We start from the raw sequence: 26,764 nt of genomic DNA, 5'->3' as shown, positions 1-26,764 counted from the left end.
AAAAAAATTTTATTATATATTTTATTGGTTAATAATAAATGAAAAAAATTATATTAAATTACAATAATTATTGTAATAATAAAAATAATTTACCTTTAAAAAGTAATTTATATAATTGGTTATGTTTAATTTTTTATAATTATAAAAAAAAATTTATAATAAATATTTCTATTGTAGAAAAAATAATTATTCAAAAACTTAATATGAAATTTTTGAATAATAATAAAGAAACTAATGTTTTATGTTTTCCTTATGAAGATTATTTATTCAAAAAATTTTTTTTAGGAGATATTATTTTATGTAAAGAAATTATCGAATATGAAGCTTGTATATACAATAAAAAAATAGAAGAATATTGGGCACATATGGTTATTCATTCAAGTTTACATTTATTAAAATTTGATCATTTTAATAAAAATAAAAGAAAAATAATGGAAATAGAAGAAATTAAATTACTTACCATTCTTGGATACTCTAATCCTTATAAATAATTTATATTATATATTTTTAAAAAAATATCTCATACATTAAATAATTTAATAATTCTTTTAAAAAAATAATTATTTTTATAAATAATCATATAAAAAATATACTAAAATTAATAATAAATTTATTATAAATTTATATAAAAAAACAATAATTTTTTTATTAATATAATTATATTAATAAAATTAATAAGATATATATAAATATGAAAAAAGAATATTTACCTAAAGAAATAGAATTATATGTACAAAAAGAATGGGATATAAAAAAAACATTTAAAGTTACTGAAGATCAAAATAAAAAAAAATTTTACTGTCTTTCTATGTTGCCTTATCCATCAGGAAAATTACATATGGGGCATGTACGTAACTATACAATTGGAGATGTAATTGCTAGATATCAACGTATGTTAGGAAAAAATGTTTTACATCCTATAGGTTGGGATGCTTTTGGTTTACCTGCAGAAATAGCAGCAATAAATAATAATATTAGACCGGACATATGGACTAATAATAATATTAATTATATGAAAAAACAATTAAAATTATTAGGATTTAGTTTTGATTGGGACAGAGAAATAACAACTTGTAATCCTGATTATTATCGCTGGGAACAATGGTTTTTTTTAAAATTATATGATCATGGTTTAGTTTATAAAAAAATTTCACCTGTTAATTGGTGTCCAATTGATCAAACTGTATTAGCTAATGAACAAGTTCATAATAATCGTTGTTGGAGATGTAATACTACTGTTATAAAAAAATCTATTTCTCAATGGTTTCTTAAAATTACTAATTATGCTGAAGAATTATTAAATTCATTAAAAACACTAGATGGTTGGCCACAAAAAGTAAAGACTATGCAAATTAATTGGATAGGTAAAATAAAAGGATTAGAAGTAAATTTTTATATTTTTAATAGTAATGAAAAATTATCAGTTTTTATACATAATATTTATTATTATATTGATATTTGTTTTATAAAAATATTATTTAACCATCCTATATCTATAAAACTTTCTTATATAAATATTAAAATTAACAATTTTATAAAATCATGTAATTTATTATTACAAGAAGATTCTATTAAAGAAAAATGTATGAATAGTGGATTATTTGCTATTGATAAATTAACAAAAAAAAAATTTCCTATACTAATAGTTAATAAAATTTTTCATAATTATAATATTAAATCTACTATTGGAATACCTACTCATAATAAACAAGATTTAATATTTGCTAAAAAATATAATATATCTATTATAAATAATATTGATTTAATAATTAATGGTTTTCATTATAATAAAAATAATATTAAATTATTTATTAAATATTTAATTAAACAAAAAATAGCAAAATTAAAAAAATATTATCGATTAAAAGATTGGAGTATTTCAAGACAACGTTTATGGGGTACTCCTATACCTATAATTATATTAAATAATAAAAAAATTTTACCTTTAGAAGAAAATGATTTACCAATATCATTTCCTAATCAAATATTCAATATAAAAAAAAATTATAGTGAAAAAATTAATAAAAATTTAAATTGGTTTAAATATAATTTAAATGGAAAAAAAGGATTTAGAGAAATAGATACTTTAGATACTTTTATAGAATCTTCTTGGTATTATGCAAGATATACATGTCCTAAATATAATAAAGCAATGTTAAATAAATCTTCGGTAAAATACTGGTTGCCAGTTGATCAATACATAGGTGGCATAGAACATGCTACTATGCATTTAATGTATTTTAGATTTTTTCATAAGTTAATGAGAGATTTTAATTTATTAGAAAATGATGAACCTGTAAAAAAATTATTATGTCAAGGAATGGTATTAGCTGATTCATTTTATTATATAGATAAAAATAATAAATATCATTGGATATCTCCTGAGAATGTTATTATAAAAAAAAGAGATAAAAATAATAATATTATTGATGTTGAAGATAATACAGGTAAAAAATTAATATATAATGGTATGATTAAAATGTCTAAATCTAAAAATAATGGGGTAGATCCGGAAAATATAATAAAAAAATATGGTGCTGATATTTTACGAATTTTTATAATGTTTGCTGCTCCTCCTCATATATCTTTAGAATGGAAAGAATCTGGAATCAAAGGAATGTCTAGATTTTTAAAAAAAATATGGAAGTTTATTTATCAACATAATAAATTTAATTGTAAAATAAATAATATAGATAAAAAAAATTTTTATTTAAAAATAAATATCAAACAAAAATTATTACAAAATTTTATAAATAAAACAATAATTAAAGTTTCAGATGATATTGAAAAAAAACAAATTTTTAATACAGCAATATCATCAATAATGTTATTAGTAAATAAAATAGTAAAATATAAAATTATGAATTTAGAGGATCATATTATCATACATGATGCATTAATAGTTATTGTTAAAATGTTATATCCATTTACACCACATTTTTGTTTTGTATTATGGAAATATATTGGAAATAATAATGATATTGATCACGAAAAATGGCCTGTAGTTGTTAATATTAAATTAAATATGAAAAATGAATTTGATATTATTGTACAACTTAATGGAAAAAAAAAATATATAATAAAAATACCGTATATTTATAAAAATTCTAAAGATAATATTAAAAAATATATATTTAATGATAATAAAATATCAAAATTTATATTAAAATTTAATATAATTAAAACAATATATATACCAAATAAAATATTTAATTTAATTACTATAAAATAAAATATTTATAATATTTTTTGTTATATTTTTTTATTAATGATATTATCAATATAATTTAAGTTATTAGATTTATGACATATTTATAAATAATTTTTTATGAACTATATTTTAATTAAAAATATAAATATTAATGTTTATCAAAATAAATACAATTGTTATATAATAATTGGTAATGAACCTTTATTTATAAAAAAAACTATTATTACATTGCGCAATAAAATAAAATTATTAGGTTTTATAGAATATAGTTTTATTATTATAAATAATAATACTGAATGGAATTATATTTTTAATAAATTTTTAGAAAGAAATTTTTTTTATAAAAAAGAAGTAATAAATTTAATTTTTCTTGATAAAAAAATATTTATTAAATATAAAAAAAAAATAATTGATCTTTTTAAGATTATTAATATTGATATTATTTTAATTTTAGAAATTCATACAGATATTACTATTTCTTCAAACTTTATATTTAAACTAATTTATAATAAGTTTTTTTTATTAGTAATATGTAATAAATTAAATAATATTCAATTACTTAATTGGATTAATCTAAAAATTAAAAAATTAAATCTATTATTAAGTGATTCTTGTTGTAGATTATTATGTTACTTATATGAAGATAATTTAACATTTTTATATCAAACACTTAAAAACATATCTTTATTATATCCTAAAAAAAATAGTGTTAATTCAGAAATTATTTTAAATATGACAAACAATTTTTTATTTATAAAATATTATGATTTAATTAATTTAATATTATTAGAAAAAAAACAATATATTATTAATATAATAACAAAATTAAAATATGAAGAAATTAGTCCTTTTTTTATATTAAGTAAAATAGAAAAAAATATTTTTATACTTTTAATATTAAAAAGAAATATAAATAAAAATAATTTTTCTTTATTATTAAAAAAATATTTAATACCTAAAGAAAAATTTTTTATTATAAGTAATTTTTTAGAAAAAATTACTTATAATCAATTATATTTAGCAATTAAATTATTATTAGAAATAGAAATAAATATAAAAACTTTTATAATTTATAATTATGTAAAAAAATATTTTTGGATAGATTTAGAAAGATTAATTTTATTAATTTTATAAATAATAATTATTGATTAATATATTTTTTTATAAAAAAAATAAAGGAAATAATTATTTAATGAAATTAGATTTTAATATTTTTCGATACAATATTAAAAAATCTCAAATTTTTTTTAAAAGAATGATATTATTAGTAGTAATAATTATATTATTTATATCTATTTTATTATTTAATTTATATAATTTACAAATAAAAAAATTTAGTTATTATGAAAGAAAATCTAAAAAAAATTATATTAGATTATTACCTTTAGAACCTATGAGAGGATTAATATATGATAGAAATGGGATATTATTAGCTATAAATGTAACTCATTATAAACTAGCTATTTTACCTGCACAGACTAAAAATATCATACAAAAAATAATAAAATTACAATCGATAATATCTCTATCTAATAAAGATATTTATATATTTATAAAAAAATTAAAAAAAAATACATTTCATCCTGTAATTTTAAAATCAAATTTAAGTGATATTGAAGTAGCAAAATTTTTTTTAAATAAATATAAATTTTCAGGATTTTTTTTAAAATCTTATCAAAAAAGATTTTATCCTTATGGTAAATTGTGTGCTCATTTTCTTGGATATGTATCAACAATTGATTCTCAAGATTTACATAATTTAATAAAACAAAAAAAAAGAAAAAATTATATTCTTAGCAAAAATATAGGTAAAACTGGAATTGAAAAATATTATGAAAATATTTTACATGGAATTACTGGATATAAAAAGATGGAAGTAAATAATCAAGGTCATATTATGCGACAAATTTCTCAAAAACTTCCATATGCAGGATATGATATTTTTTTAAGTATAGATATTAAATTACAAAGATATATTACATCATTAATACCTAATAATGTGCGTTCTGCTATTATTGTAAGTAATCCTAAAGATGGTAGTATTTTAGCTATGGTCTCTACACCTAGTTTTAATCCGAATTTATTTGTAAATGGATTTATGAAAAAAGATTTTAATATTTTATTTAATAATAAAAATAAACCACTTATTAATCGTGTTATTCAAGGTATATATCCTCCAGCATCAACAGTTAAACCATATATCTCTATAGCTGCTTTAAAAATAGGATTAATTGATGAAAATACTATTATTTTTGATCCTGGATGGTGGAAATTACCAAGATATAATAAATATTATAAAGATTGGAAAAAAACAGGACATGGTTATTTAGATATTATTAAATCATTAGAAGAATCAGCTGATACTTTTTTTTATCAAATAGCATTTGATATGGGTATTAATAAAATACATTACTGGATGAAAAAATTTGGGTATGGAGAATTAACTAATATTGATTTATTTGATGAAAAATTAGGAAATTTACCTACAAAACAATGGAAATTAGATAATAAGCAAGATTATTGGTGTTTAGGAGATACTATATCTGTAGGTATAGGACAAAGTTATTGGAATACAACACCAATACAAATGATTAAAGCATTAATGATATTAATTAATAATGGTATTGTTAAACAACCTCATATTTTAAAATATATAAAAGTAAATAATAAATATTATCCTTTTATATTTAAACATTATTCTTCAATTAAAAATATTCCTTATAAATATTGGAACTTGGTAAAAAAGGGAATGTATGGAGTAGCAAATCATAAAAATGGTACTGCTTATAAAAGTTTATCATCTTCAAAATATAAAATAGCTGCTAAATCCGGTACAGCACAAGTTTTTAATTTAAATAATATTAAAAAATATAATATTCATATGATAAAAGGAAATTTAAGAGATCATAAACTTATGATAGCATTTGCTCCTTATAATAATCCAAAAATAACTATTGTGATTATTATTGAAAATAATAATGGATTATTAATAGGTAATATAGTGAGAAAAATTTTTGATTATATTTTTATATATAATAAAAATGATTTTATCGAAAAATATGATAAATAAAAATTTTTTTGTTAAAAAATTACATCTTGATTTAATATTATTAATATGTATTATATTAATTTTATTAATGAGTATTATAGTTACATGGAGTGCTACTGGAGCGAATGAGTACTTATTTCGAAATAAATTAATACAAATATTATTAGGATTAATTGTAATGGTAATATTTGCACAAATTCCTCCAAAATTTTATGAAAAATGGGCATTTGTGTTATATTTTTTTTGTATTTTTTTATTAATTTCTGTTTATATAACAGGACATAGTAGTAAAGGTGCTCAAAGATGGTTAGATTTAGGATTAATAAAATTTCAACCATCAGAAATAACAAAAATAGCTATTCCATTAATTATATCTAGAATAATTAATAAAAGTATTTATCCTTTGCCTATTAAAACATATTTTCAGATAATTATTTTAATAATTATTCCTACTATTTTAATAATTAATGAACCTGATTTAGGAACTGCTATTTTAATTGATATTTCTGTATTATTTATCTTATTTTTATCAGGATTATCATGGAAAATTATTTTTAATAGTTTACTAATAATTTTATTAATAATGCCTTTATTATGGTTTTTTTTTATTCATGATTATCAAAAAGAAAGAATTTTTATGTTATTTCATTCTGAAAATGATCCTTTAAAAGGAGGATATCATATTATACAATCTAAAATTGCTATTGGATCAGGAGGATTATTTGGTAAAGGATGGTTAAATGGAACACAAAATCAATTCGAATTTTTACCAGAAAAATATACAGATTTTATATTTGCTATTTTAGCAGAAGAGTTTGGATTTATAGGAGTAGTATTATTAATAATTTTATATGTAATATTAATATTACGTGGAATGATTTTAGCTTCAAAAGCAGAAAATATTTTTGGAAAAATTATGATTAGTGGTATAACAATAGTATTATTTTTTTATATATTTATTAATATTAGTATGGTTAGTGGTTTATTACCGGTTGTTGGTATACCTTTACCTTTATTTAGTTATGGAGGTTCTTCTCTTATAGTAATTCTTGCTAATTGTGGAATTATAATGTCTATTCATACTCATAAAAAATGTAAGTAAAAAAACATTAAACTATTAAAAAATATTTATATATAATATATATATTAAAAATTAAAAATTAAATTTTATGGATATTATTAATGAAAAAAATATTCAATTTTAGTCCTGGCCCAGCAACTCTTCCTCATAAAGTATTATTAAAAGCACAAAATGAACTAATTAATTGGAATAATTTAAATGTTTCAGTAATGGAAATTAGTCATCGTAGCAAATATTTTATAAATTTAGTTGAAGAATTTGAAAATAATTTACGTATATTAATGAATATACCTACTACATATAAAATATTGTTTTTTCAAGGTGGTGCAAGAACACAATTTGCTGCTATACCAATGAACCTACTTAATTATAATCAAAATGCTGATTATGCAAATATTGGTTATTGGTCTTATAAAGCTATGGAAGAAGCAAAAAAATATTGTATACCTAATATTATTTATACTAGAAAAATAATTAATAATATTTTATATATAAAACCAATGGATGAATGGTTATTAAATAATAAATCAATATATATTCATTATTGTTCTAATGAAACTATAGAAGGTATAGCTATACATGAAGATCCTAATTTTAAAAATAAAATTGTTGTGGTAGATTTATCTTCTACTATACTTACAAAAGAAATTAACGTATCAAAATATGGAATAATATATGCTAGTACTCAAAAAAATGTTGGTCCATCTGGTTTAACTATTGTAATAATCAGAGATGATTTAATTATTAAAAAAAATTATCGTAAGGAATTACCATCTGTTTTAAATTATAAAATTATTTCTGATAATAATTCAATGTTTAATACACCATCTACATTTTCATTATATTTATCTAGTTTAGTTTTAAAATGGTTAAAGAAAAAAGGAGGAATAAAATATATTAATAAAATAAACCAAAAAAAAGCAAAATTATTATATTCTACTATAGATAATAGTAAACTTTATGTAAATAATATATCTATTAAAAATAGATCTATAACAAACATAGTTTTTAAAATTAATGAAAAAAATATAGAAAATATATTTTTAAAAGAAGCAGAAAATAAAGGACTATATTTTCTTAAAGGACATAGTATTTTAGGAGGTATTAGAGCTTCAATATATAATGCTATGCCTATAGAAGGTGTACAAGCTTTAGTAAAATTTATGAATAATTTTGAAAAATTACATATATAAATAATATTATTATTAATATTATTTTCTATAAAAGAATAATTTATTATGAAAAATATTTTAACTTTAAAACCTATTAATAGAATTAATGGTTCTATTAAATTACCAGGATCAAAAAGTATTTCTAATAGAGTATTATTACTATCCGCTTTATCAAAAGGAAAAACTAAATTAATTAATTTATTAGATAGTGATGATGTTCATCATATGCTTAATGCATTAAAATTATTAGGTATTACATATAATTTATCTAGTAATAATACTGTTTGTAACATTATAGGAAATAATAATTTTTTTAAATGCAATAAAAAATTAACATTTTTTTTAGGTAATGCTGGAACAGTAATAAGACCATTAACTGCACTTTTATCATTAAACAAAAATTGTAATATTATATTAACTGGCGAATCACGTATGCAAGAAAGACCTATTGGTCATCTTGTAGAATCTTTACGTATGGGGGGGGCAAAAATCGAATATTTAAATAACAAAAATTATCCTCCTATACATTTAAAAGGAGGTTTTACTGGTATAAATAATATTGAAATAGATGGATCAATATCTAGTCAATTTTTAACTTCATTATTAATAATTTGTCCATTATTAAAAACAAATACTTCAATTTTTATAAAAAATAATTTAGTTTCAAAACCGTATATTGATATAACAATCAAATTAATGAAAATTTTTGGTATAACTATATATAATAATAATTATTATAATTTTATTATTCAAGGAAATCAAGAATATTTCTCTCCTGGAAAATATATTATCGAAGGTGATGCATCATCTGCTTCTTATTTTTTAGCTGCGGCTGCTATTAAAGGAGGAAAAATTAAATTAATTAATATTAATAAAAATAGTATTCAAGGTGATATTAAATTTACTAATGTATTAAGTGATATGGGAGCCAAAATATATAATGGAGAAAATTATATTTCTTGTACTCGTAATAAATTAAATTCTATTAATATGGATATGAATCATATTCCTGATACTGCTATGACTATAGCAGTAACTAGTTTATTTGCCAAAGGTATAACTACTATTAAAAATATTTATAATTGGCGTGTTAAAGAAACTGATCGTATAACTGCTATGGTTACTGAATTACGTAAAACTGGTGCAACTATAATAGAAGGTAAAGATTATATTACTATTATTCCACCTAAAGATATAAAAAGTACTATTATTGAAACTTATAATGATCATAGAATGGCAATGTGTTTTTCATTATTATCTTTATCTAATAAATCAGTAAGTATTATTAATCCTAATTGTACTAAAAAAACATATCCTAATTATTTTAAAGAATTTAAAAAAATTAGTCACTATTAAACAACGATATAAATATTATTTATTAAATAATTTTTTTATAAATTAATCATTATATGTATAGTTGCAGTTAAATATTATTAATGTTAAATTTATATAAATATTAAATTATATAATGAAATAATAGAAATATATTTTATAAATTTTTTATAATTTTAATTAACTTCTCATAATACGGATATATGAGTTTTTTAAAAAAAAATAATACTTAATAGGATACAAGTGAATATTATTTTATATATTTAAAGTTATTAATATGACTGAATGTTTTGCTCAAATATTTGAAAAATTTTCAAAAAATCATACTATTAATATAGGTTCTATAATTACTGGAATGGTAATTTCTATTGAAAAAGATATAGTATTAGTAGATGCTGGATTAAAATCAGAATCTTCTATTCCTATAGAACAATTTAAAAATTCTCAAGGTAATATTGAAATTAAAATAGGAGATAAAATAGAAGTTGCATTAGATGCTATAGAAAATGGATTTGGAGAAACTATATTATCTAGAGAAAAAGCTAAAAGACATGAATCATGGTTAATTTTAGAAAAATCATATACTAATATTAGTAATATTACTGGAATTATTACTGGTAAAGTTAAAGGAGGTTTTACTGTAGATTTAAATGGTATTAGAGCTTTTTTACCTGGTTCTTTAGTAGATATCAGACCAATAAGAGATACTTTTCATTTAGAAGGAAAAGAATTAGATTTTAAAGTTATCAAATTAGATCAAAAACGTAATAATGTAGTTGTATCTAGAAAAGCAGTAATAGAATCTGAAAATAGTGCAGAAAGAAATCAATTATTAGATAATTTACATGAAGGAATAAAAATTAAAGGATTAGTTAAAAATCTTACTGATTATGGTGCATTTGTAGATTTAGGAGGAGTTGATGGATTATTACATATTACTGATATGGCATGGAAGCGAGTAAAACATCCTAGTGAAATTGTTAATATAGGAGAAGAAATTTTTGTAAAAGTATTAAAATTTGATAGAGAAAAAACTAGAGTTTCATTAGGATTAAAACAATTAGGAGAAGATCCATGGATATCTATTTCTGAACGTTATCCTGAAGATAAAAAAGTAATGGGAAGAGTAACTAATTTAACAGATTATGGATGTTTTGTTGAAATAGAAGAAGGAGTGGAAGGATTAGTACATATATCTGAAATGGATTGGACTAATAAAAATATTCATCCTTCAAAAGTAGTTAATATTAATGATAGAGTAGAAGTTATGGTATTAGATATTGATGAAGAAAGAAGAAGAATCTCATTAGGATTAAAACAATGTACTATCAATCCATGGTTAGAATTTGCTAAAAATCATAATAAAGGAGATAAAGTAAAAGGTAAAATAAAATCTATAACAGATTTTGGTATTTTTATTGGTCTCAGTGGAGGTATAGATGGATTAGTTCATTTATCTGATTTGTCTTGGGTTAATAATGGTGAGGAAGAAGTACGTAATTATAAAAAAGGAGATGAAATTATAGCTATAGTTCTTCAAGTGGATTCTGAAAGAGAAAGAATATCTTTAGGAATTAAACAATTAAGTAATGATCCATTAAACAATTATATTATTGCACAAAAAAAAGGTAATAATGTTATTGCTAATATTATTAATGTTGATACTAAAATTATATCTATAAAATTTTCTGATGGAATTTTAGGAAATATAAAATTATCTGATCAAATAAATTGTAAAATTGAAGATTTTATTAAATATTTTAAAATAGGAAATAATGTTGAAGGTAAAATAATAGCTATTGATAGAAAAAATAGATTAGTTAATCTTTCTATAAAAATTAAAAAAGTAAAAAATAATATTTCGAAAAAAAATAAAGATAAATTATCTTTTGATAATGTTATGACTGAAGCTTTTAAAGCTGCAAAATGTGAATAAATTTAATTTTTAATAAAAATAAAAAAATATATTAGTAATTTTCATATAAAATGGTATTCATTAATGAATAAGTCTGAATTAATTAATAATTTAATATTAGAAAATAAAAATAATAAAATTTCAGTAAATATTATTAAAAATACAGTAAAAGAAATATTATATTGTATGACTTTAAATATTTCTCAAGGTCATAGAATAGAAATTAGAGGATTTGGTGTTTTTTCTTTATATTATAGATCTGCAAGAATATATCTTCATCCTAAAACTGGTAATATATTAAGATTAAAATCTCAATATATTACATATTTTAAATTAGGAAAAAAATTTAGAGAAAAAATAAATATTTAAAATATTTAATAGTATTTATTATAAAAATGAATTATATAATTATACAAGTGACAGATTTTCACCAAAATTGTTGTATAATATGGTGTCCTGTTACTTTACATGCAGCAATAATTGATCCAGGTGGAGAACATCAAAAAATTATAAATAATATATCTAAATATAAATTATTTGTAAAAAAAATATTGATAACTCATGGTCATTTAGATCATATTGGTTCTGCATATATATTATCTAATATATATAAAATACCTATTTTAGGACCTCATAAAAAAGATATTTTTTGGACAAAAAATACTAACTTTCAAAAAAATATTTTTCAAATACCTAATTGTATTTTTAAAAAAAATCAATGGTTAAAAAATAATGATCAAATAATAATAGGTAATATCTTATTAAAAGTATACCATTGTCCAGGTCATACTCCTGGACATATAATTTTCTTTAATAAATTAAGTAGTATTTTATTTTCAGGAGATATAATTTTTAAACAAAATATTGGTAGAACTGATTTACCATTAAGTAATTATAAAGATTTAATTGATTCTATAAAAAATATAATATTTCCATTAGGTAATAATATTACTGTTGTTCCAGGACATGGACCTGTAACTACTATAGGTTTTGAAAAATTAAATAATCCTTTTTTATAAAAAATACTAACTAACTATTTATAAAAGAATATTAGATAGTTAATTAGTATTTGTAATTATTAAAATAATATTTTTTTATTTTAATTAAAAATAGTATGTTAAACCACAACCTATCATATTATTATTTGGTATATAAGCACTTACTACATAATCTGTATTATTTAATAAATTAATTTTATATCCTAAATAAGCTAAAAGATTTTTACCAAAAGAATATGAAGTACCAATATTTAGATATTTAGCTAAGTCAATTCTTCCAGAAGGATAATCATCACCAGGAGGTATATTATATCCTTGTGATTGTAAATATGATATTGACGCTTTTATATTATTATTAAAAGTATATTGACCTAAAATTTCTAAACTTTTAGTTTTATTAGCTAATAATAGATCGTCATTAGCAACATATCTTATTGAATTATTAGTTTCACTAAAAACTGTTGATAAATAAATATTTTTTTTATTATATTTTATACCTAATGCATAAGCATTAGACATTTTTTTATTGTTAGATTTCTTTTTTTCTTGTTTATTTTTTTTACTAAAAAAAGAATTATGAAATAATAATTTATTAGGATTAGGATTACTGTAAGAAGAAAAATAGGATCCAATAATATTAATTCCACAACCTAAATTATATTCAATTGAAGATCCCCAACCTTCACCATTTTGTTCAATTTTAGAAAAATTATTATTTCCTTGATATTGTAAGGCAATATTTAATCCATCTATTAAACCAAAAAAATTTTTATTTCGGTAAGTTGTTAAATTATTTGCTCTACCAAACATAAAATTATCATTAAAATAATATATTCCTTCATTTAAGATAGGAAATTTATCTATATATGAAATAGTATCATATAAAATACCATAATTTCTACCGTAACTTATAGACATATCATAAAATTGTAATCCTAAAAAACCTAAATGTATTATAGGATAATGAGGATTAGATTCAGGTTTATTTATTTGTATAGTATATTCAAATTGTCCAAATGCTTTTAAATAATTATTAATTATTGTTGTACCTTTCAATCCTAAATCAAAATTATATTTTTCGTCATTTTTTATTGATTTAACATTTTTTTTAAAAAAAATATTATTAACATTTAGATTACCATATAAATCTAATGTTTGATTATTTTTATTATAAATTTCATTTGCATATACAATATTAAATAATAATAAAAATGGTATTAATATTTTCAATATATTAAATTTCATAATTATCCTCTATAATACATTACTTATAATATTTTTTAATTATATTATAATAATATTACTTTATTTTTTTATTTCAGAAAACTAATATTTAAAATTATTTACATTTTTTAAATTAAAATTTAGCATTATATGGTGTTCTTGGAAATGGAATAGCTTCTCTAACGTTACATAATCCAGTAATATATGTTATAAATCTTTCAAATCCTAAACCAAATCCAGAATGTATTACAGTACCGTATTTTCTTAAATCACGATACCACCAATAATCTTTTTTATTTAATTTTAATTCTTTAATTCTTTGATCTAATATATCAATTCTGTGTTCTCGTTGAGAACCACCTATAATTTCTCCTATGTCTGGTAATAAAACATCCATAGAAGAAACTGTTTTTTTATCTTTATTAAGATACATATAAAAAGCTTTTATTTCTTTAGGGTAATTATATATAATTACTGGTCCATTAAAATAATTATTAGTTAAATATTTTTCGTGTTCTATAGATAAATCTTTTCCCCATAAAATTTGATTATTAAATTTTTTTTTGTTTTTTATTAAAATATTAATAGCATTAGTATAATCAATAATTATAAATTTATTTGTAATAATTTTATTAATTTTATTAAATAAATTAATATTATTTTTTTTTGATAAAAAATTAATTTCATCTATATGATTATTTAAAATTTTTTTACATAAATATTTTAATAATTTTTCTGCTAAATACATAATATTTTTTAAATTTGCAAATGACATTTCTATTTCTAACATCCAAAATTCAGCTAGATGACGATTAGTATTAGAATTTTCAGCTCTAAAAGTAGGTCCAAAGGTGTATACTTTAGACATAGAACATGCATATGATTCTAAATTTAATTGTCCAGATACAGTTAAAAAAGATTCTTTACCGAAAAAATCTTTTTTAAAATTTATTTTTTTATAAGAATCAAAAAATAAATTTTTAAGATCGATAGTTGAAACTCTAAACATTTTACCTGAACCTTCAGTATCTAAAGTAGTAATTAATGGAGTATTTATACAAAAAAAATTTTTTTTATGAAAAAAATTATGAATATATATAATTATATTATGTTTTATTCTAGTAATACAACTAATTAACTTAGTACGTGAACGTAAATGAGATACTTTTCTTAAATATTCTAAACTATGTTTTTTAGGAGAGATAGGATATTTTTCAGGATTTTTAACCCATCCTAAAACTTTTATTTTTGAAGCATGTATTTCATATTTCTGTAATTTTTTAGGAGATTTTACTAATTTTCCAGTTATCATTAAAGAACAACCACTAGTAATTGATAAAATATCTTTTTTATAATTATTTAATGATTCGTAAGCTATTACTTGAATATCATGAATACATGAACCATCATATAAAATAATAAAAGTTATTCCTATTTTCGAATGTCTTTTTGTACGCACCCACCCACCTATAGTTATTTCACTATTAATTTTAATTTTATCTTTTATTAATTGAGATATACTAGAAAGTAAAATCATAATGTTTTCTCTTTATTTAAACTTGATTTTTATAGAGTTAAAATTTATAAAAATTAAATTTTTAAAATATTACGAGCATTTTTTTCTGTCTGAATTTGTAATAATGAAAAACTTTCATTTCTTATATATGAAATATGTTTCAAAAGATAATATAAAAATAGTGGTTCATTTCTATTTTTTATTATATTATAATAATTGCTATCTTTTATTTTTTTAAATGATAAATAAGGAGAATCTGTTTCTGTTAATAAAAATTCTTTTGGAATTAATTTAATATCATTTATAGATTCAGATCTATATTTTTTATTAAAAAATAATCCAGATATTCCTATAGATAAATTCATAGACAGACATTGTTCTAATTCATATTTACTACCAGAAAAACAATGTATTATAGATTGAGGAATTTTATTAATCCAAGGAGATAGTTCTTTAATAAAAATATTAAAAGCATTGCGACAATGTAAAAATACAGGTTTAAATAAACTTGATGCTAATTCTAATTGTGCATTGAAAACAAATAATTGTTCTTTTTTAGAAGATTTATTTCTATAAAAATCTAATCCACATTCTCCTATAGCTACTACTCTTTTTTTAGATAAAATATAACAAATATTATCTATTGTATCTTTTTTCCATAAATTAGCATAATGAGGATGAATTCCTACAGTAGACCAACAATAATTATTGTATTTTTTAACAATTTTATATGCATGATAACTATCAGTAATATTAGATCCAATAATTAACATACCTTTTATTCCTTTTTTTATTGATCTATCAATAACTAAATTACGATCTTTATCAAATTGTATATTTGTTAAATTAACACTAATATCAAACATTATTTAATATCTTTATTATAAAATAAATATTTTAACATGATATTAATCATTATCTATATTTTTTGTATTTATTTTATTAACTACTTTAATACCTAAATTTCTAAAACTTTCTGCTTGTGAAATAATATTACCTTTACCTGTAAATAATCTTTTTTTTACTGAATTATAATTATCTTGTAATTTATTTAAACTTTTTTCAATATTATATATATCTTCTACAAAAAGTCTAATTTTATCATATAATTTTGTAGCTTTATTAGCTATAATTAAAGAGTTTTTATTTTGTTTATCAAAACGCCATAAATTACTAATAGTTCTAAGGGTAACCATTAATGTTGTGGGGCTAACTAACATAATATTTTGTTTTAATGCTTCATTTAATAATGAAGGTTTATAACCTATAGCTATTAAAAAAGCTGGTTCTATAGGAATAAACATAATAATATAATCTAATGATTTCATATTAGGTAAATTTTGATAATTTTTACTACTTAATAAACGTAAATGATTTTTAATAGCAAGTATATGTTCATCTAAAGCTTTATTTTTAATTTTACTATCATCAGAATTAAAATAACGTTCATAAGCAACTAAAGTCATTTTAGAATCAATTATTATATTTTTATTATGAGGTAATTTGATTATTATATCAGGTTGAATTTTTTTTTGTTTATCTTTTAATTTAATAGTTTTTTGAATTTCATATTCATATCCCTTTCTTAATCCTGATGATTCTAATATTTTATTTAAAATTAATTCACCCCAATTTCCTTGAATTTTATTATTACCTTTTAAAGCATTTGTTAAATTAATTGCTTCTTTAGAAAGATGATTATTTAATTTTTGTAAATTACGTAATTCATAAGTTAATATATTTCTTTCAGAAGATTCTTTATTTAAATTATTTTGAAGTTGATTTCTAAAATCATTTAACTGTTCTTTCAATGGATTAATTATATTTTTTATATTTTTATTATTATTTTCATTAATACGTTTTTCATTATTTTCAAAAATTTTATTAGCTAAATTTATAAATTCTGAATTTAAATAATTTTTATTATCTGTTATTAATATTTGTTTTTTTTCAAAAAAAATAATTGAATCTTTTAATTGAGTATCAATTTTACTTATTTTAGATTTTAAATCTGAAATAATTTCTAATTGATTTAATATTTTTATTTTTAAATCGTTATTTTCTATTTTTAAAAATTTTAAATTATTATTTTTTTCTTGTATAACAACTAATTCAATTTCTAATTTTTTTAAATTATTATTTAAATTATCTTTTAAACTTATAAATTCTTTTAATTTATAACTTAATTTATTATTCTTTTTTATTTTTTCTTCTAAAATTTTTTCAGTAATTTTATTTATTAAGTTTAATTTATTTAATTGATCAAATTTTTTTTTATATAAAAAAATAAGAAAAAAAATGATTATTAACTCTAAAAATATAAATATATTATAATATATCATAAAATTTTTATTTTATATAATAAAAAGAATAATTTTATATTAAACGAAATAAATTATTTTTTAAAATAATTAAAAAATTTTATTTGACTTTTAATAATAAATATGAATAAATTATTTAATAATTAATAGGCTTGTAGCTCAGTTGGTTAGAGCACACCCCTGATAAGGGTGAGGTCGGTGGTTCAAGTCCACTCAAGCCTAAAATAATTGGGGCTATAGCTCAGATGGTAGAGCATCTGCTTTGCACGCAGAGGGTCAGCGGTTCGATCCCGCTTAGCTCCAACAATATAATTATATTATTTATTCAAAATAATAAATTAATTTTTAATAAAAAGAAAATTAATCATATTATTTTTTAAATAATTAGAATGTTTTTTATTTATCAAATTTAAATTATTTTCATTTATTAATTTAGTTTGTTTAATTAACCATTTATTCCATGCTTTTTTTGATATTTGATTGAAAATAATTTCACCTATATATCCTGGATATATATAATAATTTAGTCCTGTCATTTTACATTGATAAAATATGCAAAAAATTTTTCTAGTCATAATAAAAAATATTCCAAAAAATATTTTTAATTAAAATTATATAATAAAATATTATAAATAATAATAAAAATGAAAAATAATATTAAAAGTTTTACTTGTCGTTATAGAAAATTAAGTCAATTACAAAAAAAAATATTAGAAAAATATTCATATAAATTTAATATTAAATTTCAAATGACTCCTATAGATTTTAATTTGATATTTCATAAGAATTTTCCAATAATAATTGATATTGGTTTTGGAACAGGAGAATTACTTATTGATATTGCTATTAATAATCCTCAATATAATTTTATTGGTATTGAAGTATATATACCAGGAATAATTAATTGTTTAAAAAATATTAATATAAATAAAATAAATAATTTAAAATTAATTAATTATAATGTTATAGATGTTTTACAAAAAATGATTCCTTATAATCATATAAAATTAATTCAAATATATTTTCCTGATCCTTGGCCAAAAATAAAACATAAGAAAAGAAGATTATTAAATAATAATTTTTTGAAACAAATTTTTTTAGTATTACAAAATAAAGGAATTTTATATATTAATACAGACGATATCCAATATAAAGATAATATAATATCTAATATTAATAATATTAATTATAATAATAATATTATTTCATCAAACACATTTAAAAAAATATATAAAAATTTTTATAAATTACCATCAACAAAATTTTTTAATAAAGCTAAAAAAAAAAATAAACAAATATGGGTTTTAGAATATACAAAAATTAATAGTATTAATTAATTTAAACAAATATTTCTAATAAATCGTTTAAAAATAAATAACCTTTTTTAGTAACTATTAAATAATCTTTATTATTTTTAATATATCCTAATTTTTCTGATTTTGCTATATATTCAGTAATAGAACTAATTTTTATTCCTGTATTTAAAGTAAATTCTTTTTTAGAAATTTTTTTAAATATGCGTAATCTATTTAAAAAAAATTCTATCATCTTATCAGAATCTTTGATTTTTGTACTAGAAAATAAATAATTACCATTAATATATTTTGTTATATTACTGTTTTTAACAGTACGAATAATATTTTTATTATTCATAGTAAATTTACCATGAGCAGCACATCCTATACCAATATAATCTCCAAAGTTCCAATAATTTAAATTATGTTTACATTTAAAAATATTTTCTTTTACAAAAGAAGATATTTCATAATTAATATATCCATATTTTTTTAAAATTTTTTTTCCTTCTTTAAAAATTTTCCATAAAATATCATTTTTTGGTAAATTTTTTGGTTTATATTTACCAAAAATTGTGTTAGGTTCTATTGTTAGTTGATACCATGATATGTGTTTAGGATTAAATAATAATGTTTGATATAAATCATTTTTTGCTTCTTTTAATGATTGTTTAGGAATACCATACATTAAATCTATATTAAAATTTGTAAAACCATTATCAATTACTGTGTGAATAGCATTAATAGCATCTTTAGCAGAATGAATTCTACCTAATAATTTTAAACTAATATCATTAAAACTTTGGATTCCTATAGAAATACGATTAATTCCACTTTTTTTATATTCTAAAATATTTTTTTTATTAATAGATGAAGGATTTGTTTCAATAGTAATTTCAGCTGATTTTTTTATATATACTTTTTTATTTATTTCATTTAATAAATAAGAAATTAATTTTCCATTTATTAAACTAGGTGTTCCTCCACCAAAAAAAATACTTTTAATATAAATTTTATTTTTTTTTAAAAAAAATAAGTCATTTTCTAAATCAAGTAATAAATTATTAATATATCTCTGTTTTATATTTTTATTAAAATTAATATCAGAAGTAACTAAAGAATAAAAATCACAATAAGGACACTTTTTTAAACACCAAGGTATATGAATATATAAACTATAATATTTTTTTTGCATATTTTATAAGTTAAATTATTGACCAAAAACCAGGAAATAAATCATAACCTAAAAAATTTAAAAAATATAAACTCATAGTAATTATGAATGCAGACATATCTACATTATAAATAGGAGAAATATATTTTCTTGTAAAATTTAAAATTTGATCTGTTAATTTATTTAATACTATATCAAAATCATTATAATTTCTATTAAACCAACTAAATATAGAACGTATAGTTATTAACCAAAATATTAAATATCCTATACCTTTTACTAATGAAAAAAAACCTATAAAAATATATGTTGTTAAAGAAAGAATATAAGGTACGAAAGTTACTTCTAAATAAGTTAATATTGGATATTTCATTATACAAATAATACTTAATAGTATAAATGATGATATCTCAAAATTTTTTATATTAGGTATAAAAAATTTTATTGGTGTTATAAAAGGTTGTGTTACTAATATAATAAATTGAGAAAAAGAATTATAGATATCATTCATAAATAAATTAATCCAAATTCTCATTAATAAAGTCATTATGGTAATTTCAAATATACTTCTACCTAAAAATGTTAATGTCAACATCGTTACCTCATACTTATAATAATAAATTTTTATATTTGATTCAATAATTTACTAAAAAGATATTTTTTTATATTTAATCAAATAATTTTATTTTTTTATTTTCAAATAGAATTTATTATTTTCAAACCAACTTTGAAGAATAACTGATGCTGATAATGAATTTACATCATTTTTTTTTAACATTTTCCATCCTCCATTTGTAAATAAAATATTTTTAGCTTCAATAGTACTTAAACGTTCATCATGTAATTCTACATTTACATTAAATTTAGTTTTTATAAGATATGCAAATTTTTTAGTTAATATTGTAATATTTTGTTCACTACCATTCATATTTAATGGTAAACCTATTATTATTTTATTTGGTTTCCAATATTTTATTATTTTTTTAAATTCATTCCAGTCAGGTTTTCCTTTTTTATTATTTTTTATTTTTTTTAATGAATGGGCTATTCCGATGATAGTTTGCCCAACTGCTACACCTATATTTTTAGTTCCATAATCAAAAGCTAATAAAGTTATATTTTTTTTATTTAGAAACATATTATAATAATTTTTAATTTTTATTATTATTTTTTATAAAAAATATTTTTTTAATATTATTAATAATAATATATTGTTCAAAAAAATTTTGATTACATTTTATATATTGTTTTTTTAAATTTTATAGATTAAATATATTGCTTTCTATATATTTTATAAGTCATAATAGAAGATTATATCATAATAATTTTATAAATATTATAATATCACATAGGTCCTCTCAAAGCTATTTTAAAGTTTGTAGAAGGTTATTTTATTTTTTTTAAATTAGAGGCTCTGATTTAATAATGCAGAACCAAAGAATCCGTATTCGTCTAAAAGCTTTTGATCATCGTTTAATAGATCAATCAACTGCTGAGATTGTTGAAACTGCTAAACGCACTGGTGCACAGGTACATGGTCCTATACCATTACCCACACAAAAAGAACGTTTTACAATTTTAATTTCTCCACATGTTAATAAAGATGCTCGTGATCAATATGAAATTCGTACTCATAAACGTTTAGTTGATATTATAAAACCTACAGAAAAAACTGTAGATGCGTTAATGCGTTTAGATTTAGCAGCTGGAGTAGATGTACAAATTAGTTTAGGTTAATAAAAATATTTTTTTAATATTTTGTGAGGTTATATAATCATGATTAGTTTAATCGGTAAAAAATTAGGAATGACTCGTATTTTTACTGAAGATGGAATGTCTATTCCTATAACAGTAATAAAATTTGAATCTATTAGTATTACTCAAATAAAAACTGTTATAAATGATGGTTATAGTGCTATTCAAATGACAACAGGTACAAAAAAAGTTAGTCGTATAAATAAAGCTGAAGCAGGACATTTTGCTAAAGCAAAAACTCCAGCTGGTTATATATTATGGGAACATCGTTTAATTTCTAATAATGAAAATAAATTTTATATAGGTCAAAATATAACTATTGAAATTTTTAGTAAAATAAAAAAAGTTGATATAACTGGAATTTCAAAGGGAAAAGGTTTTTCAGGTACTGTTAAAAGATGGAATTTTAAAACTCAAGATGCTAGTCATGGAAATTCATTATCTCATAGAGTTCCTGGATCTATTGGTCAAAATCAAACTCCAGGAAAAGTTTTTAAAGGTAAAAAAATGGCAGGTCAATTAGGAAATAAAAAAATTACTATTCAAAATTTGAATATTATTAAATTAAATATAAAAAAAAGATTATTATTAATTAAAGGTGCTATTCCTGGATTTATTGGAAGTAATGTTATTGTTAAACCTGCTATTAAAAATTTAAATTAAAAATTGAAAAAATTAAACTTTTATTCAGGAATAAAAAATGGAAATTATAACAAAAGATACCAAAAATAAAGTTATATTATCAGATAAAGTTTTTAATAGACATTATAATAAATCTTTAATACATCAAGTAGTAGAATCTTATAGAACAGTTAGTAGACAAGGAAGTAAAGCACAAAAAACGAGAGGTGAAGTTAAAGGATCTGGAAAAAAACCATGGAGACAAAAGGGTACAGGTAAAGCTAGAGCTGGTTCATTACAAAGTCCTATTTGGCGCTCTGGAGGAGTTACTTTTGCATCTAAAAATAAAATATATTACAAAAAAGTTAATAAAAAAATGTATCGTAATGCATTAAAGAGTATTTTTTCAGAACTTTTTAGAAAAAATAGAATAATTTTATTAAGTGATTTTATTATAAAAAAACCTAAAACTAAAATTTTAATAAATAAACTAAAAAATTTTAGTTTTAAAAAAATAATTATTATTTCTATATCAATAGAAAAAAATTTATTTTTAGCATCTCGTAATTTACATAATATAGAAATAAAAAATTCAATGAATATTAATCCAATTAGTTTAATTAATAGTGATAAAATTATTATAACTATAAATGCAATTAAACATATAGAGGAAATATTAAAATGATTTTAACAGGATTTTTTTTTAAAATTTTACAATCTCCTCATATATCTGAAAAATCTTCTTTAGCAATAGAAAAAACAAATACTTTTACTATTAAAGTATTAAAAAAAGCAACTAAAAAAGATATAAAAATAGCTATTCAAAAAATTTTTAATGTAAAAATTAAAAATATAAATACTTTAATAGTAAAAGGAAAAACAAAAAAAAATAAAAAACATATATATCATCGTAGTAATTGGAAAAAAGCATATATTTCTTTAGAAAAAGGTCAAAATATAGATTTTAATACAAATAAAAACTAATAAAAATAAAAAGTATAAATATGACAATTATTAAGTGTAAACCAACATCTCCTGGTAGAAGACATATGATTAAAGTAGTAAATTCTTTTTTATATAAAGGAAAACCACTTAAATCAAAAATTGAAAAAAAAAATAAATCTGGTGGACGTAATAATCATGGACATATAACAACTAGACATATTGGGGGTGGACATAAAAAATTATATCGTATTATAGATTTTAAGAGAAATAAAGATTCTATTCCTGGAACTATTGAACGTATTGAATATGATCCTAATCGTTCTGCAAATATTGCATTAGTTAAATATAAAGATGGAGAAAAACGTTATATATTAGCACCTAAAAATTTAAAAATAGGTGATATTATTCAATCAGGAATTAACGTTGATATAAAAATAGGTAATTCATTACCAATGAGTAATATTCCTATAGGATCAATTATTCATAATATAGAAATGAAAGCAGGAAAAGGAGGACAAATATCTCGAGCTGCTGGAACATATGTACAATTAATAGCTAAAGAAGGTTTTTATGTTACTTTACGGTTAAGATCTGGAGAAATAAGAAAAATTCAATCTAATTGTAGAGCAACATTAGGAGAAATTGGAAATAATGAACATATGTTAAAATCTTTAGGTAAAGCTGGAGCTAAAAGATGGATAGGAATTAGACCTACTGTAAGAGGTACTGCAATGAATCCTATAGATCATCCACATGGTGGTGGAGAAGGAAAAAATTTTGGTAAACATCCAGTTACTCCGTGGGGAATACAAACTAAAGGTAAAAAAACTAGACATAATAAAAGAACAGATAAATATATTATTCATCATCGTCATAAGTAAATAATTAAAAAGGTAATTTAAATATGTCCCGTTCTTTAAAAAAAGGTCCTTATATTGATTATCATTTGTTAAAAAAAGTAGAAAAAGCAATAAAAAAAAATAATAAAAAACCGTTAAAAACTTGGTCTAGGAGATCTACTATATTTCCTAATATGATTGGTTTAACAATAGCTGTTCATAATGGACGTCAACACATTCCTATTTTTATTTCAGATGAAATGGTAGGACATAAATTAGGTGAATTTTCTCCTACTCGTACTTATAGAGGACATAGTGCTGATAAAAAAATTAAAAAAACAATAAAAAAATAAATATTTTTTACTAAAGGATAAAAATGGAAGTTTTAGCAAAACATCTATATTCACGATCTTCTGCTCAAAAATTAAGATTAGTTGCTAACCTTATACGAGGAAAAAAAATATCAAAAGCTTTAGATATTTTAAATTTCTCTAATAAAAAAGCATCTCTTCTTATTAAAAAAGTATTAAATTCTGCTGTATCTAACGCAGAAAATAATAATGGTATTGATATTGATTATTTAAAAATATCAAGAATTTTTATAGATGTAGGATCTAATATGAAACGTATTATGCCTCGTGCTAAAGGACGTTCAGATCGTATTTTAAAATATACAAGTCATATTACTATAATTTTATCTGATAATAACTAAGGAAATATAAATAATGGGTCAAAAAACACATCCTAATGGTTTAAGATTAGGTATTATTCATACATGGAACTCTACTTGGTTTGCTAATAAAAAGGATTTTGCTAATAATTTATATAGTGATTTTAAAGTAAGAAAATTTTTAAATAAAAAATTAATAAAAGCATCAATTTCTCGTATTACAATTGAAAGACCTTCTAAAAGTATTAGAGTAACAATACATACAGCTAGACCTGGAATAGTAATAGGAAAGAAAGGTGAAGATGTAGAAAAAATTAGAAAAATTATTTCTAAAATAGCTGGTGTTCCTACACAAGTTAATATTACTGAAATTCGTAAACCAGAATTAGAAGCTAAATTAGTTGCTGATAATATTTCAACACAGTTAGAAAAAAGGGTTATGTTTAGAAGAGCTATAAAAAGAGCTGTACAAAATTCAATGAGGTTAGGAGCATTGGGAGTTAAGATAGAAGTTAGTGGTCGTTTAGGAGGAACTGAAATAGCTCGTACAGAATGGTATAGAGAAGGTCGTGTACCATTACATACTTTACGAGCTGATATAGATTTTAGTTTAGCTGAAGCTAATACAACTTATGGAGTTATTGGGATTAAAGTTTGGATTTTTAAAGGAGAAATATTAGGTAATATTAATATTCAAAATAAAAAATTAGATAAATTAATTTTACATCCTAAAAAACAACGTAATAAAGGAAGAAAATAAAAGAGGATTTTTATATGTTACAACCAAAACGTACAAAATTTAGGAAAATGCATAAAGGAAGAAATAGAGGAATTGTTGTAGGAATGAATATTGATTTTGGTTCTTATGCATTAAAAGCAGTTAATAGAGGTAGAATTACTGCAAGACAAATAGAATCTGCAAGAAGAGCTATTAGTAGAACTATGAAAAGACAAGGAAAAATATGGATCAGAATTTTTCCTGATAAACCTATAACAAAAAAACCATTAGAAGTTCGTATGGGTAAGGGTAAAGGAAATGTTGAATATTGGGTAGCATTAGTACAACCTGGAAGAATTTTATATGAAATAGATGGTATATCAGAAGAATTAGCACAAAAAGCATTTAAATTAGGATCAGCAAAATTACCAATAAAAACTATTTTTTTAAATAAAAAAAATATAATAAAAATATTATGAATGTAAATAAATTAATTAAAAAAAATTATCAAGAATTAAATAAAGAATTACTAAGTTTACTTAGAGAACAATTTAATTTAAAAATACAATTAAAATCAGGAAATCTTAAACAAACTCATTTATTAAAAAAATCTAAAAAAAATATAGCAATAATTAAGACTATTTTATCACAAAAAAAGAGATTATAAATAATGCAAAATAAAAAAAAAAATTTAAAAGGAAAAGTAATAAGTAATAAAATGAATAAATCAATTGTAGTTTATGTTAATAGATTTATAAAACATCCAATTTATGGAAAATTTATAAAAAAAACAACAAAATTACATGTTCATGATGAGAAAAATAAATGTAATATAGGAGATTTAGTTGAAATAAAAGAATGTAGACCATTATCAAAAACTAAATCTTGGATTTTGGTAAATATTATTAAAAAAGTAATAGTTTAAAAT

At 19.8% G+C, this 26,764-nt stretch carries 30 protein-coding genes and 2 tRNA genes; 24 read left to right on the top strand and 8 right to left on the bottom strand.

Going from position 1 to position 26,764, the window contains the following annotated elements; all coding sequences use genetic code 11:
• The first annotated feature begins 38 nt into the window (after window positions 1–38).
• The 10 genes from ybeY to GJT82_RS01525 all read left to right on the top strand — a co-directional run bounded on the left by ybeY (window position 39) and on the right by GJT82_RS01525 (window position 12,779).
• A complete protein-coding gene (ybeY, locus tag GJT82_RS01570) occupies window positions 39–491 on the top strand; it encodes an rRNA maturation RNase YbeY (RefSeq protein WP_168819638.1) in 453 nt (150 codons plus the stop codon).
• 200 nt (window positions 492–691) lie between these two features.
• The gene (leuS, locus tag GJT82_RS01565; RefSeq protein ID WP_168819627.1) at window positions 692–3,232 is read left to right on the top strand and encodes a leucine--tRNA ligase; all 2,541 of its coding nucleotides are present in this window, start codon (window positions 692–694) and stop codon (window positions 3,230–3,232) included.
• Between the two features lie 96 nt (window positions 3,233–3,328).
• Window positions 3,329–4,345, top strand: a complete 1,017-nt coding sequence (gene holA / locus GJT82_RS01560) for a DNA polymerase III subunit delta (RefSeq protein WP_168819625.1) — start codon at window positions 3,329–3,331, stop codon at window positions 4,343–4,345.
• 58 nt (window positions 4,346–4,403) lie between these two features.
• Entirely contained in the window at window positions 4,404–6,281 is a 1,878-nt protein-coding gene (gene mrdA, locus GJT82_RS01555; protein ID WP_168819623.1) for a penicillin-binding protein 2, read from the top strand.
• Window positions 6,271–7,362, top strand: coding sequence for a rod shape-determining protein RodA (rodA, locus tag GJT82_RS01550; protein WP_343034620.1), 1,092 nt, complete (start codon window positions 6,271–6,273; stop codon window positions 7,360–7,362). The genes mrdA and rodA overlap by 11 nt, the downstream gene beginning before the upstream one ends.
• An 80-nt stretch (window positions 7,363–7,442) precedes the next feature.
• Window positions 7,443–8,534: a 3-phosphoserine/phosphohydroxythreonine transaminase gene (gene serC / locus GJT82_RS01545; protein WP_168819619.1), complete on the top strand. Its 1,092-nt coding sequence runs from the start codon at window positions 7,443–7,445 to the stop codon at window positions 8,532–8,534.
• 45 nt (window positions 8,535–8,579) lie between these two features.
• Window positions 8,580–9,869, top strand: a complete 1,290-nt coding sequence (aroA, locus tag GJT82_RS01540; RefSeq protein WP_168819617.1) for a 3-phosphoshikimate 1-carboxyvinyltransferase — start codon at window positions 8,580–8,582, stop codon at window positions 9,867–9,869.
• Between the two features lie 253 nt (window positions 9,870–10,122).
• Window positions 10,123–11,781: a 30S ribosomal protein S1 gene (gene rpsA / locus GJT82_RS01535; RefSeq protein WP_168819615.1), complete on the top strand. Its 1,659-nt coding sequence runs from the start codon at window positions 10,123–10,125 to the stop codon at window positions 11,779–11,781.
• 63 nt (window positions 11,782–11,844) lie between these two features.
• A complete protein-coding gene (locus GJT82_RS01530; protein ID WP_168819613.1) occupies window positions 11,845–12,129 on the top strand; it encodes an HU family DNA-binding protein in 285 nt (94 codons plus the stop codon).
• A 26-nt stretch (window positions 12,130–12,155) separates the two neighbouring features.
• A complete protein-coding gene (locus GJT82_RS01525) occupies window positions 12,156–12,779 on the top strand; it encodes an MBL fold metallo-hydrolase (protein WP_168819611.1) in 624 nt (207 codons plus the stop codon).
• A gap of 84 nt (window positions 12,780–12,863) precedes the next feature.
• On the opposite strand, the gene GJT82_RS01520 is transcribed toward GJT82_RS01525, so the two are convergent.
• The 4 genes from GJT82_RS01520 to rmuC form a co-directional block, all read right to left on the bottom strand.
• Window positions 12,864–14,003 (bottom strand): porin, encoded by a 1,140-nt coding sequence (locus tag GJT82_RS01520; RefSeq protein ID WP_168819609.1) that lies wholly within the window; start codon window positions 14,001–14,003, stop codon window positions 12,864–12,866.
• A 112-nt stretch (window positions 14,004–14,115) separates the two neighbouring features.
• On the bottom strand, window positions 14,116–15,516 hold the full coding sequence (asnS, locus tag GJT82_RS01515; protein WP_168820044.1) for an asparagine--tRNA ligase: 1,401 nt from the start codon (window positions 15,514–15,516) through the stop codon (window positions 14,116–14,118).
• A 56-nt stretch (window positions 15,517–15,572) separates the two neighbouring features.
• Window positions 15,573–16,364 carry a TatD family hydrolase gene (locus tag GJT82_RS01510; protein ID WP_168819607.1) on the bottom strand — a complete coding sequence of 264 codons (792 nt, stop codon included), beginning with the start codon at window positions 16,362–16,364 and terminating at the stop codon, window positions 15,573–15,575.
• Window positions 16,365–16,406: 42 nt separating this feature from the next.
• On the bottom strand, window positions 16,407–17,840 hold the full coding sequence (gene rmuC / locus GJT82_RS01505; RefSeq protein WP_168819605.1) for a DNA recombination protein RmuC: 1,434 nt from the start codon (window positions 17,838–17,840) through the stop codon (window positions 16,407–16,409).
• Window positions 17,841–17,967: 127 nt separating this feature from the next.
• Here rmuC and GJT82_RS01500 point away from each other — a divergent pair.
• Together GJT82_RS01500 and GJT82_RS01495 are read left to right on the top strand one after the other, a co-directional pair.
• Window positions 17,968–18,041, top strand: a tRNA-Ile gene (locus GJT82_RS01500).
• A gap of 8 nt (window positions 18,042–18,049) precedes the next feature.
• A tRNA-Ala gene (locus GJT82_RS01495) sits at window positions 18,050–18,122 on the top strand.
• A gap of 35 nt (window positions 18,123–18,157) precedes the next feature.
• On the opposite strand, the gene GJT82_RS01490 is transcribed toward GJT82_RS01495, so the two are convergent.
• A complete protein-coding gene (locus GJT82_RS01490; RefSeq protein WP_168819603.1) occupies window positions 18,158–18,394 on the bottom strand; it encodes an oxidative damage protection protein in 237 nt (78 codons plus the stop codon).
• A 69-nt stretch (window positions 18,395–18,463) separates the two neighbouring features.
• On the opposite strand from GJT82_RS01490, the gene trmB reads away from it, so the two are divergent.
• A complete protein-coding gene (gene trmB, locus GJT82_RS01485) occupies window positions 18,464–19,156 on the top strand; it encodes a tRNA (guanosine(46)-N7)-methyltransferase TrmB (protein ID WP_168819601.1) in 693 nt (230 codons plus the stop codon).
• A 1-nt stretch (window position 19,157) separates the two neighbouring features.
• Here the strand turns inward: trmB and hemW are convergent, their stop codons facing one another.
• The 3 genes from hemW to ruvX form a co-directional block, all read right to left on the bottom strand.
• Window positions 19,158–20,309 (bottom strand): radical SAM family heme chaperone HemW, encoded by a 1,152-nt coding sequence (gene hemW, locus GJT82_RS01480; protein ID WP_168819593.1) that lies wholly within the window; start codon window positions 20,307–20,309, stop codon window positions 19,158–19,160.
• Window positions 20,310–20,319: 10 nt separating this feature from the next.
• Window positions 20,320–20,883, bottom strand: coding sequence for a YggT family protein (locus tag GJT82_RS01475; RefSeq protein ID WP_168819584.1), 564 nt, complete (start codon window positions 20,881–20,883; stop codon window positions 20,320–20,322).
• An 87-nt stretch (window positions 20,884–20,970) separates the two neighbouring features.
• Window positions 20,971–21,426: a Holliday junction resolvase RuvX gene (gene ruvX, locus GJT82_RS01470; RefSeq protein ID WP_168819582.1), complete on the bottom strand. Its 456-nt coding sequence runs from the start codon at window positions 21,424–21,426 to the stop codon at window positions 20,971–20,973.
• 287 nt (window positions 21,427–21,713) lie between these two features.
• Between ruvX and rpsJ the strand changes: the two genes are divergently transcribed.
• The 11 genes from rpsJ to rpsQ are packed head-to-tail and all read left to right on the top strand — an operon-like array spanning window position 21,714 to window position 26,761.
• Complete coding sequence (gene rpsJ, locus GJT82_RS01465; RefSeq protein WP_168819580.1) at window positions 21,714–22,025, top strand: 30S ribosomal protein S10; 312 nt, start codon at window positions 21,714–21,716, stop codon at window positions 22,023–22,025.
• Between the two features lie 39 nt (window positions 22,026–22,064).
• Window positions 22,065–22,706 (top strand): 50S ribosomal protein L3, encoded by a 642-nt coding sequence (rplC, locus tag GJT82_RS01460; protein WP_168819578.1) that lies wholly within the window; start codon window positions 22,065–22,067, stop codon window positions 22,704–22,706.
• Window positions 22,707–22,743: 37 nt separating this feature from the next.
• Entirely contained in the window at window positions 22,744–23,349 is a 606-nt protein-coding gene (gene rplD, locus GJT82_RS01455; protein ID WP_168819576.1) for a 50S ribosomal protein L4, read from the top strand.
• Complete coding sequence (gene rplW / locus GJT82_RS01450; RefSeq protein ID WP_168819574.1) at window positions 23,346–23,648, top strand: 50S ribosomal protein L23; 303 nt, start codon at window positions 23,346–23,348, stop codon at window positions 23,646–23,648. Before rplD ends, rplW begins: the two co-directional genes overlap by 4 nt.
• A 20-nt stretch (window positions 23,649–23,668) precedes the next feature.
• Window positions 23,669–24,490 (top strand): 50S ribosomal protein L2, encoded by an 822-nt coding sequence (rplB, locus tag GJT82_RS01445; protein ID WP_168819572.1) that lies wholly within the window; start codon window positions 23,669–23,671, stop codon window positions 24,488–24,490.
• A 23-nt stretch (window positions 24,491–24,513) separates the two neighbouring features.
• Window positions 24,514–24,801, top strand: a complete 288-nt coding sequence (gene rpsS / locus GJT82_RS01440) for a 30S ribosomal protein S19 (RefSeq protein WP_168819570.1) — start codon at window positions 24,514–24,516, stop codon at window positions 24,799–24,801.
• Between the two features lie 23 nt (window positions 24,802–24,824).
• Entirely contained in the window at window positions 24,825–25,160 is a 336-nt protein-coding gene (gene rplV, locus GJT82_RS01435) for a 50S ribosomal protein L22 (RefSeq protein ID WP_168819568.1), read from the top strand.
• A gap of 13 nt (window positions 25,161–25,173) precedes the next feature.
• Window positions 25,174–25,878 carry a 30S ribosomal protein S3 gene (gene rpsC / locus GJT82_RS01430; protein WP_168819559.1) on the top strand — a complete coding sequence of 235 codons (705 nt, stop codon included), beginning with the start codon at window positions 25,174–25,176 and terminating at the stop codon, window positions 25,876–25,878.
• 14 nt (window positions 25,879–25,892) lie between these two features.
• Window positions 25,893–26,315 (top strand): 50S ribosomal protein L16, encoded by a 423-nt coding sequence (gene rplP, locus GJT82_RS01425; RefSeq protein WP_168819557.1) that lies wholly within the window; start codon window positions 25,893–25,895, stop codon window positions 26,313–26,315.
• A complete protein-coding gene (gene rpmC / locus GJT82_RS01420) occupies window positions 26,312–26,503 on the top strand; it encodes a 50S ribosomal protein L29 (protein WP_168819555.1) in 192 nt (63 codons plus the stop codon). Before rplP ends, rpmC begins: the two co-directional genes overlap by 4 nt.
• 3 nt (window positions 26,504–26,506) lie before the next feature.
• Window positions 26,507–26,761, top strand: a complete 255-nt coding sequence (gene rpsQ / locus GJT82_RS01415) for a 30S ribosomal protein S17 (protein ID WP_168819553.1) — start codon at window positions 26,507–26,509, stop codon at window positions 26,759–26,761.
• The last annotated feature ends 3 nt before the right edge of the window (window positions 26,762–26,764 follow it).

Source organism: Enterobacteriaceae endosymbiont of Plateumaris rustica (assembly GCF_012562965.1).
Lineage (GTDB): Bacteria > Pseudomonadota > Gammaproteobacteria > Enterobacterales > Enterobacteriaceae.
Note: the sequence above shows the minus strand (reverse complement) of the source record. Positions and strands in the feature narration are given on the sequence as shown.

Excerpts from the sequence above, each read along its gene's own strand:
- rmuC (WP_168819605.1), bottom strand. The coding sequence starts at position 17,840 with ATGATATATTATAATATATTTATATTTTTAGAGTTAATAATCATTTTT.
- rpmC (WP_168819555.1), top strand. The coding sequence starts at position 26,312 with ATGAATGTAAATAAATTAATTAAAAAAAATTATCAAGAATTAAATAAA.
- GJT82_RS01475 (WP_168819584.1), bottom strand. The coding sequence starts at position 20,883 with ATGTTGACATTAACATTTTTAGGTAGAAGTATATTTGAAATTACCATA.
- ybeY (WP_168819638.1), top strand. The coding sequence starts at position 39 with ATGAAAAAAATTATATTAAATTACAATAATTATTGTAATAATAAAAAT.
- rpsJ (WP_168819580.1), top strand. The coding sequence starts at position 21,714 with ATGCAGAACCAAAGAATCCGTATTCGTCTAAAAGCTTTTGATCATCGT.
- GJT82_RS01490 (WP_168819603.1), bottom strand. The coding sequence starts at position 18,394 with ATGACTAGAAAAATTTTTTGCATATTTTATCAATGTAAAATGACAGGA.
- leuS (WP_168819627.1), top strand. The coding sequence starts at position 692 with ATGAAAAAAGAATATTTACCTAAAGAAATAGAATTATATGTACAAAAA.
- GJT82_RS01510 (WP_168819607.1), bottom strand. The coding sequence starts at position 16,364 with ATGTTTGATATTAGTGTTAATTTAACAAATATACAATTTGATAAAGAT.
- rodA (WP_343034620.1), top strand. The coding sequence starts at position 6,271 with ATGATAAATAAAAATTTTTTTGTTAAAAAATTACATCTTGATTTAATA.
- rplP (WP_168819557.1), top strand. The coding sequence starts at position 25,893 with ATGTTACAACCAAAACGTACAAAATTTAGGAAAATGCATAAAGGAAGA.
- rplW (WP_168819574.1), top strand. The coding sequence starts at position 23,346 with ATGATTTTAACAGGATTTTTTTTTAAAATTTTACAATCTCCTCATATA.
- rplB (WP_168819572.1), top strand. The coding sequence starts at position 23,669 with ATGACAATTATTAAGTGTAAACCAACATCTCCTGGTAGAAGACATATG.
- rplC (WP_168819578.1), top strand. The coding sequence starts at position 22,065 with ATGATTAGTTTAATCGGTAAAAAATTAGGAATGACTCGTATTTTTACT.
- rplV (WP_168819568.1), top strand. The coding sequence starts at position 24,825 with ATGGAAGTTTTAGCAAAACATCTATATTCACGATCTTCTGCTCAAAAA.
- aroA (WP_168819617.1), top strand. The coding sequence starts at position 8,580 with ATGAAAAATATTTTAACTTTAAAACCTATTAATAGAATTAATGGTTCT.
- holA (WP_168819625.1), top strand. The coding sequence starts at position 3,329 with ATGAACTATATTTTAATTAAAAATATAAATATTAATGTTTATCAAAAT.
- GJT82_RS01525 (WP_168819611.1), top strand. The coding sequence starts at position 12,156 with ATGAATTATATAATTATACAAGTGACAGATTTTCACCAAAATTGTTGT.
- serC (WP_168819619.1), top strand. The coding sequence starts at position 7,443 with ATGAAAAAAATATTCAATTTTAGTCCTGGCCCAGCAACTCTTCCTCAT.
- GJT82_RS01520 (WP_168819609.1), bottom strand. The coding sequence starts at position 14,003 with ATGAAATTTAATATATTGAAAATATTAATACCATTTTTATTATTATTT.
- mrdA (WP_168819623.1), top strand. The coding sequence starts at position 4,404 with ATGAAATTAGATTTTAATATTTTTCGATACAATATTAAAAAATCTCAA.
- ruvX (WP_168819582.1), bottom strand. The coding sequence starts at position 21,426 with ATGTTTCTAAATAAAAAAAATATAACTTTATTAGCTTTTGATTATGGA.
- rpsS (WP_168819570.1), top strand. The coding sequence starts at position 24,514 with ATGTCCCGTTCTTTAAAAAAAGGTCCTTATATTGATTATCATTTGTTA.
- rpsA (WP_168819615.1), top strand. The coding sequence starts at position 10,123 with ATGACTGAATGTTTTGCTCAAATATTTGAAAAATTTTCAAAAAATCAT.
- rpsC (WP_168819559.1), top strand. The coding sequence starts at position 25,174 with ATGGGTCAAAAAACACATCCTAATGGTTTAAGATTAGGTATTATTCAT.
- GJT82_RS01530 (WP_168819613.1), top strand. The coding sequence starts at position 11,845 with ATGAATAAGTCTGAATTAATTAATAATTTAATATTAGAAAATAAAAAT.
- rpsQ (WP_168819553.1), top strand. The coding sequence starts at position 26,507 with ATGCAAAATAAAAAAAAAAATTTAAAAGGAAAAGTAATAAGTAATAAA.
- rplD (WP_168819576.1), top strand. The coding sequence starts at position 22,744 with ATGGAAATTATAACAAAAGATACCAAAAATAAAGTTATATTATCAGAT.
- hemW (WP_168819593.1), bottom strand. The coding sequence starts at position 20,309 with ATGCAAAAAAAATATTATAGTTTATATATTCATATACCTTGGTGTTTA.
- trmB (WP_168819601.1), top strand. The coding sequence starts at position 18,464 with ATGAAAAATAATATTAAAAGTTTTACTTGTCGTTATAGAAAATTAAGT.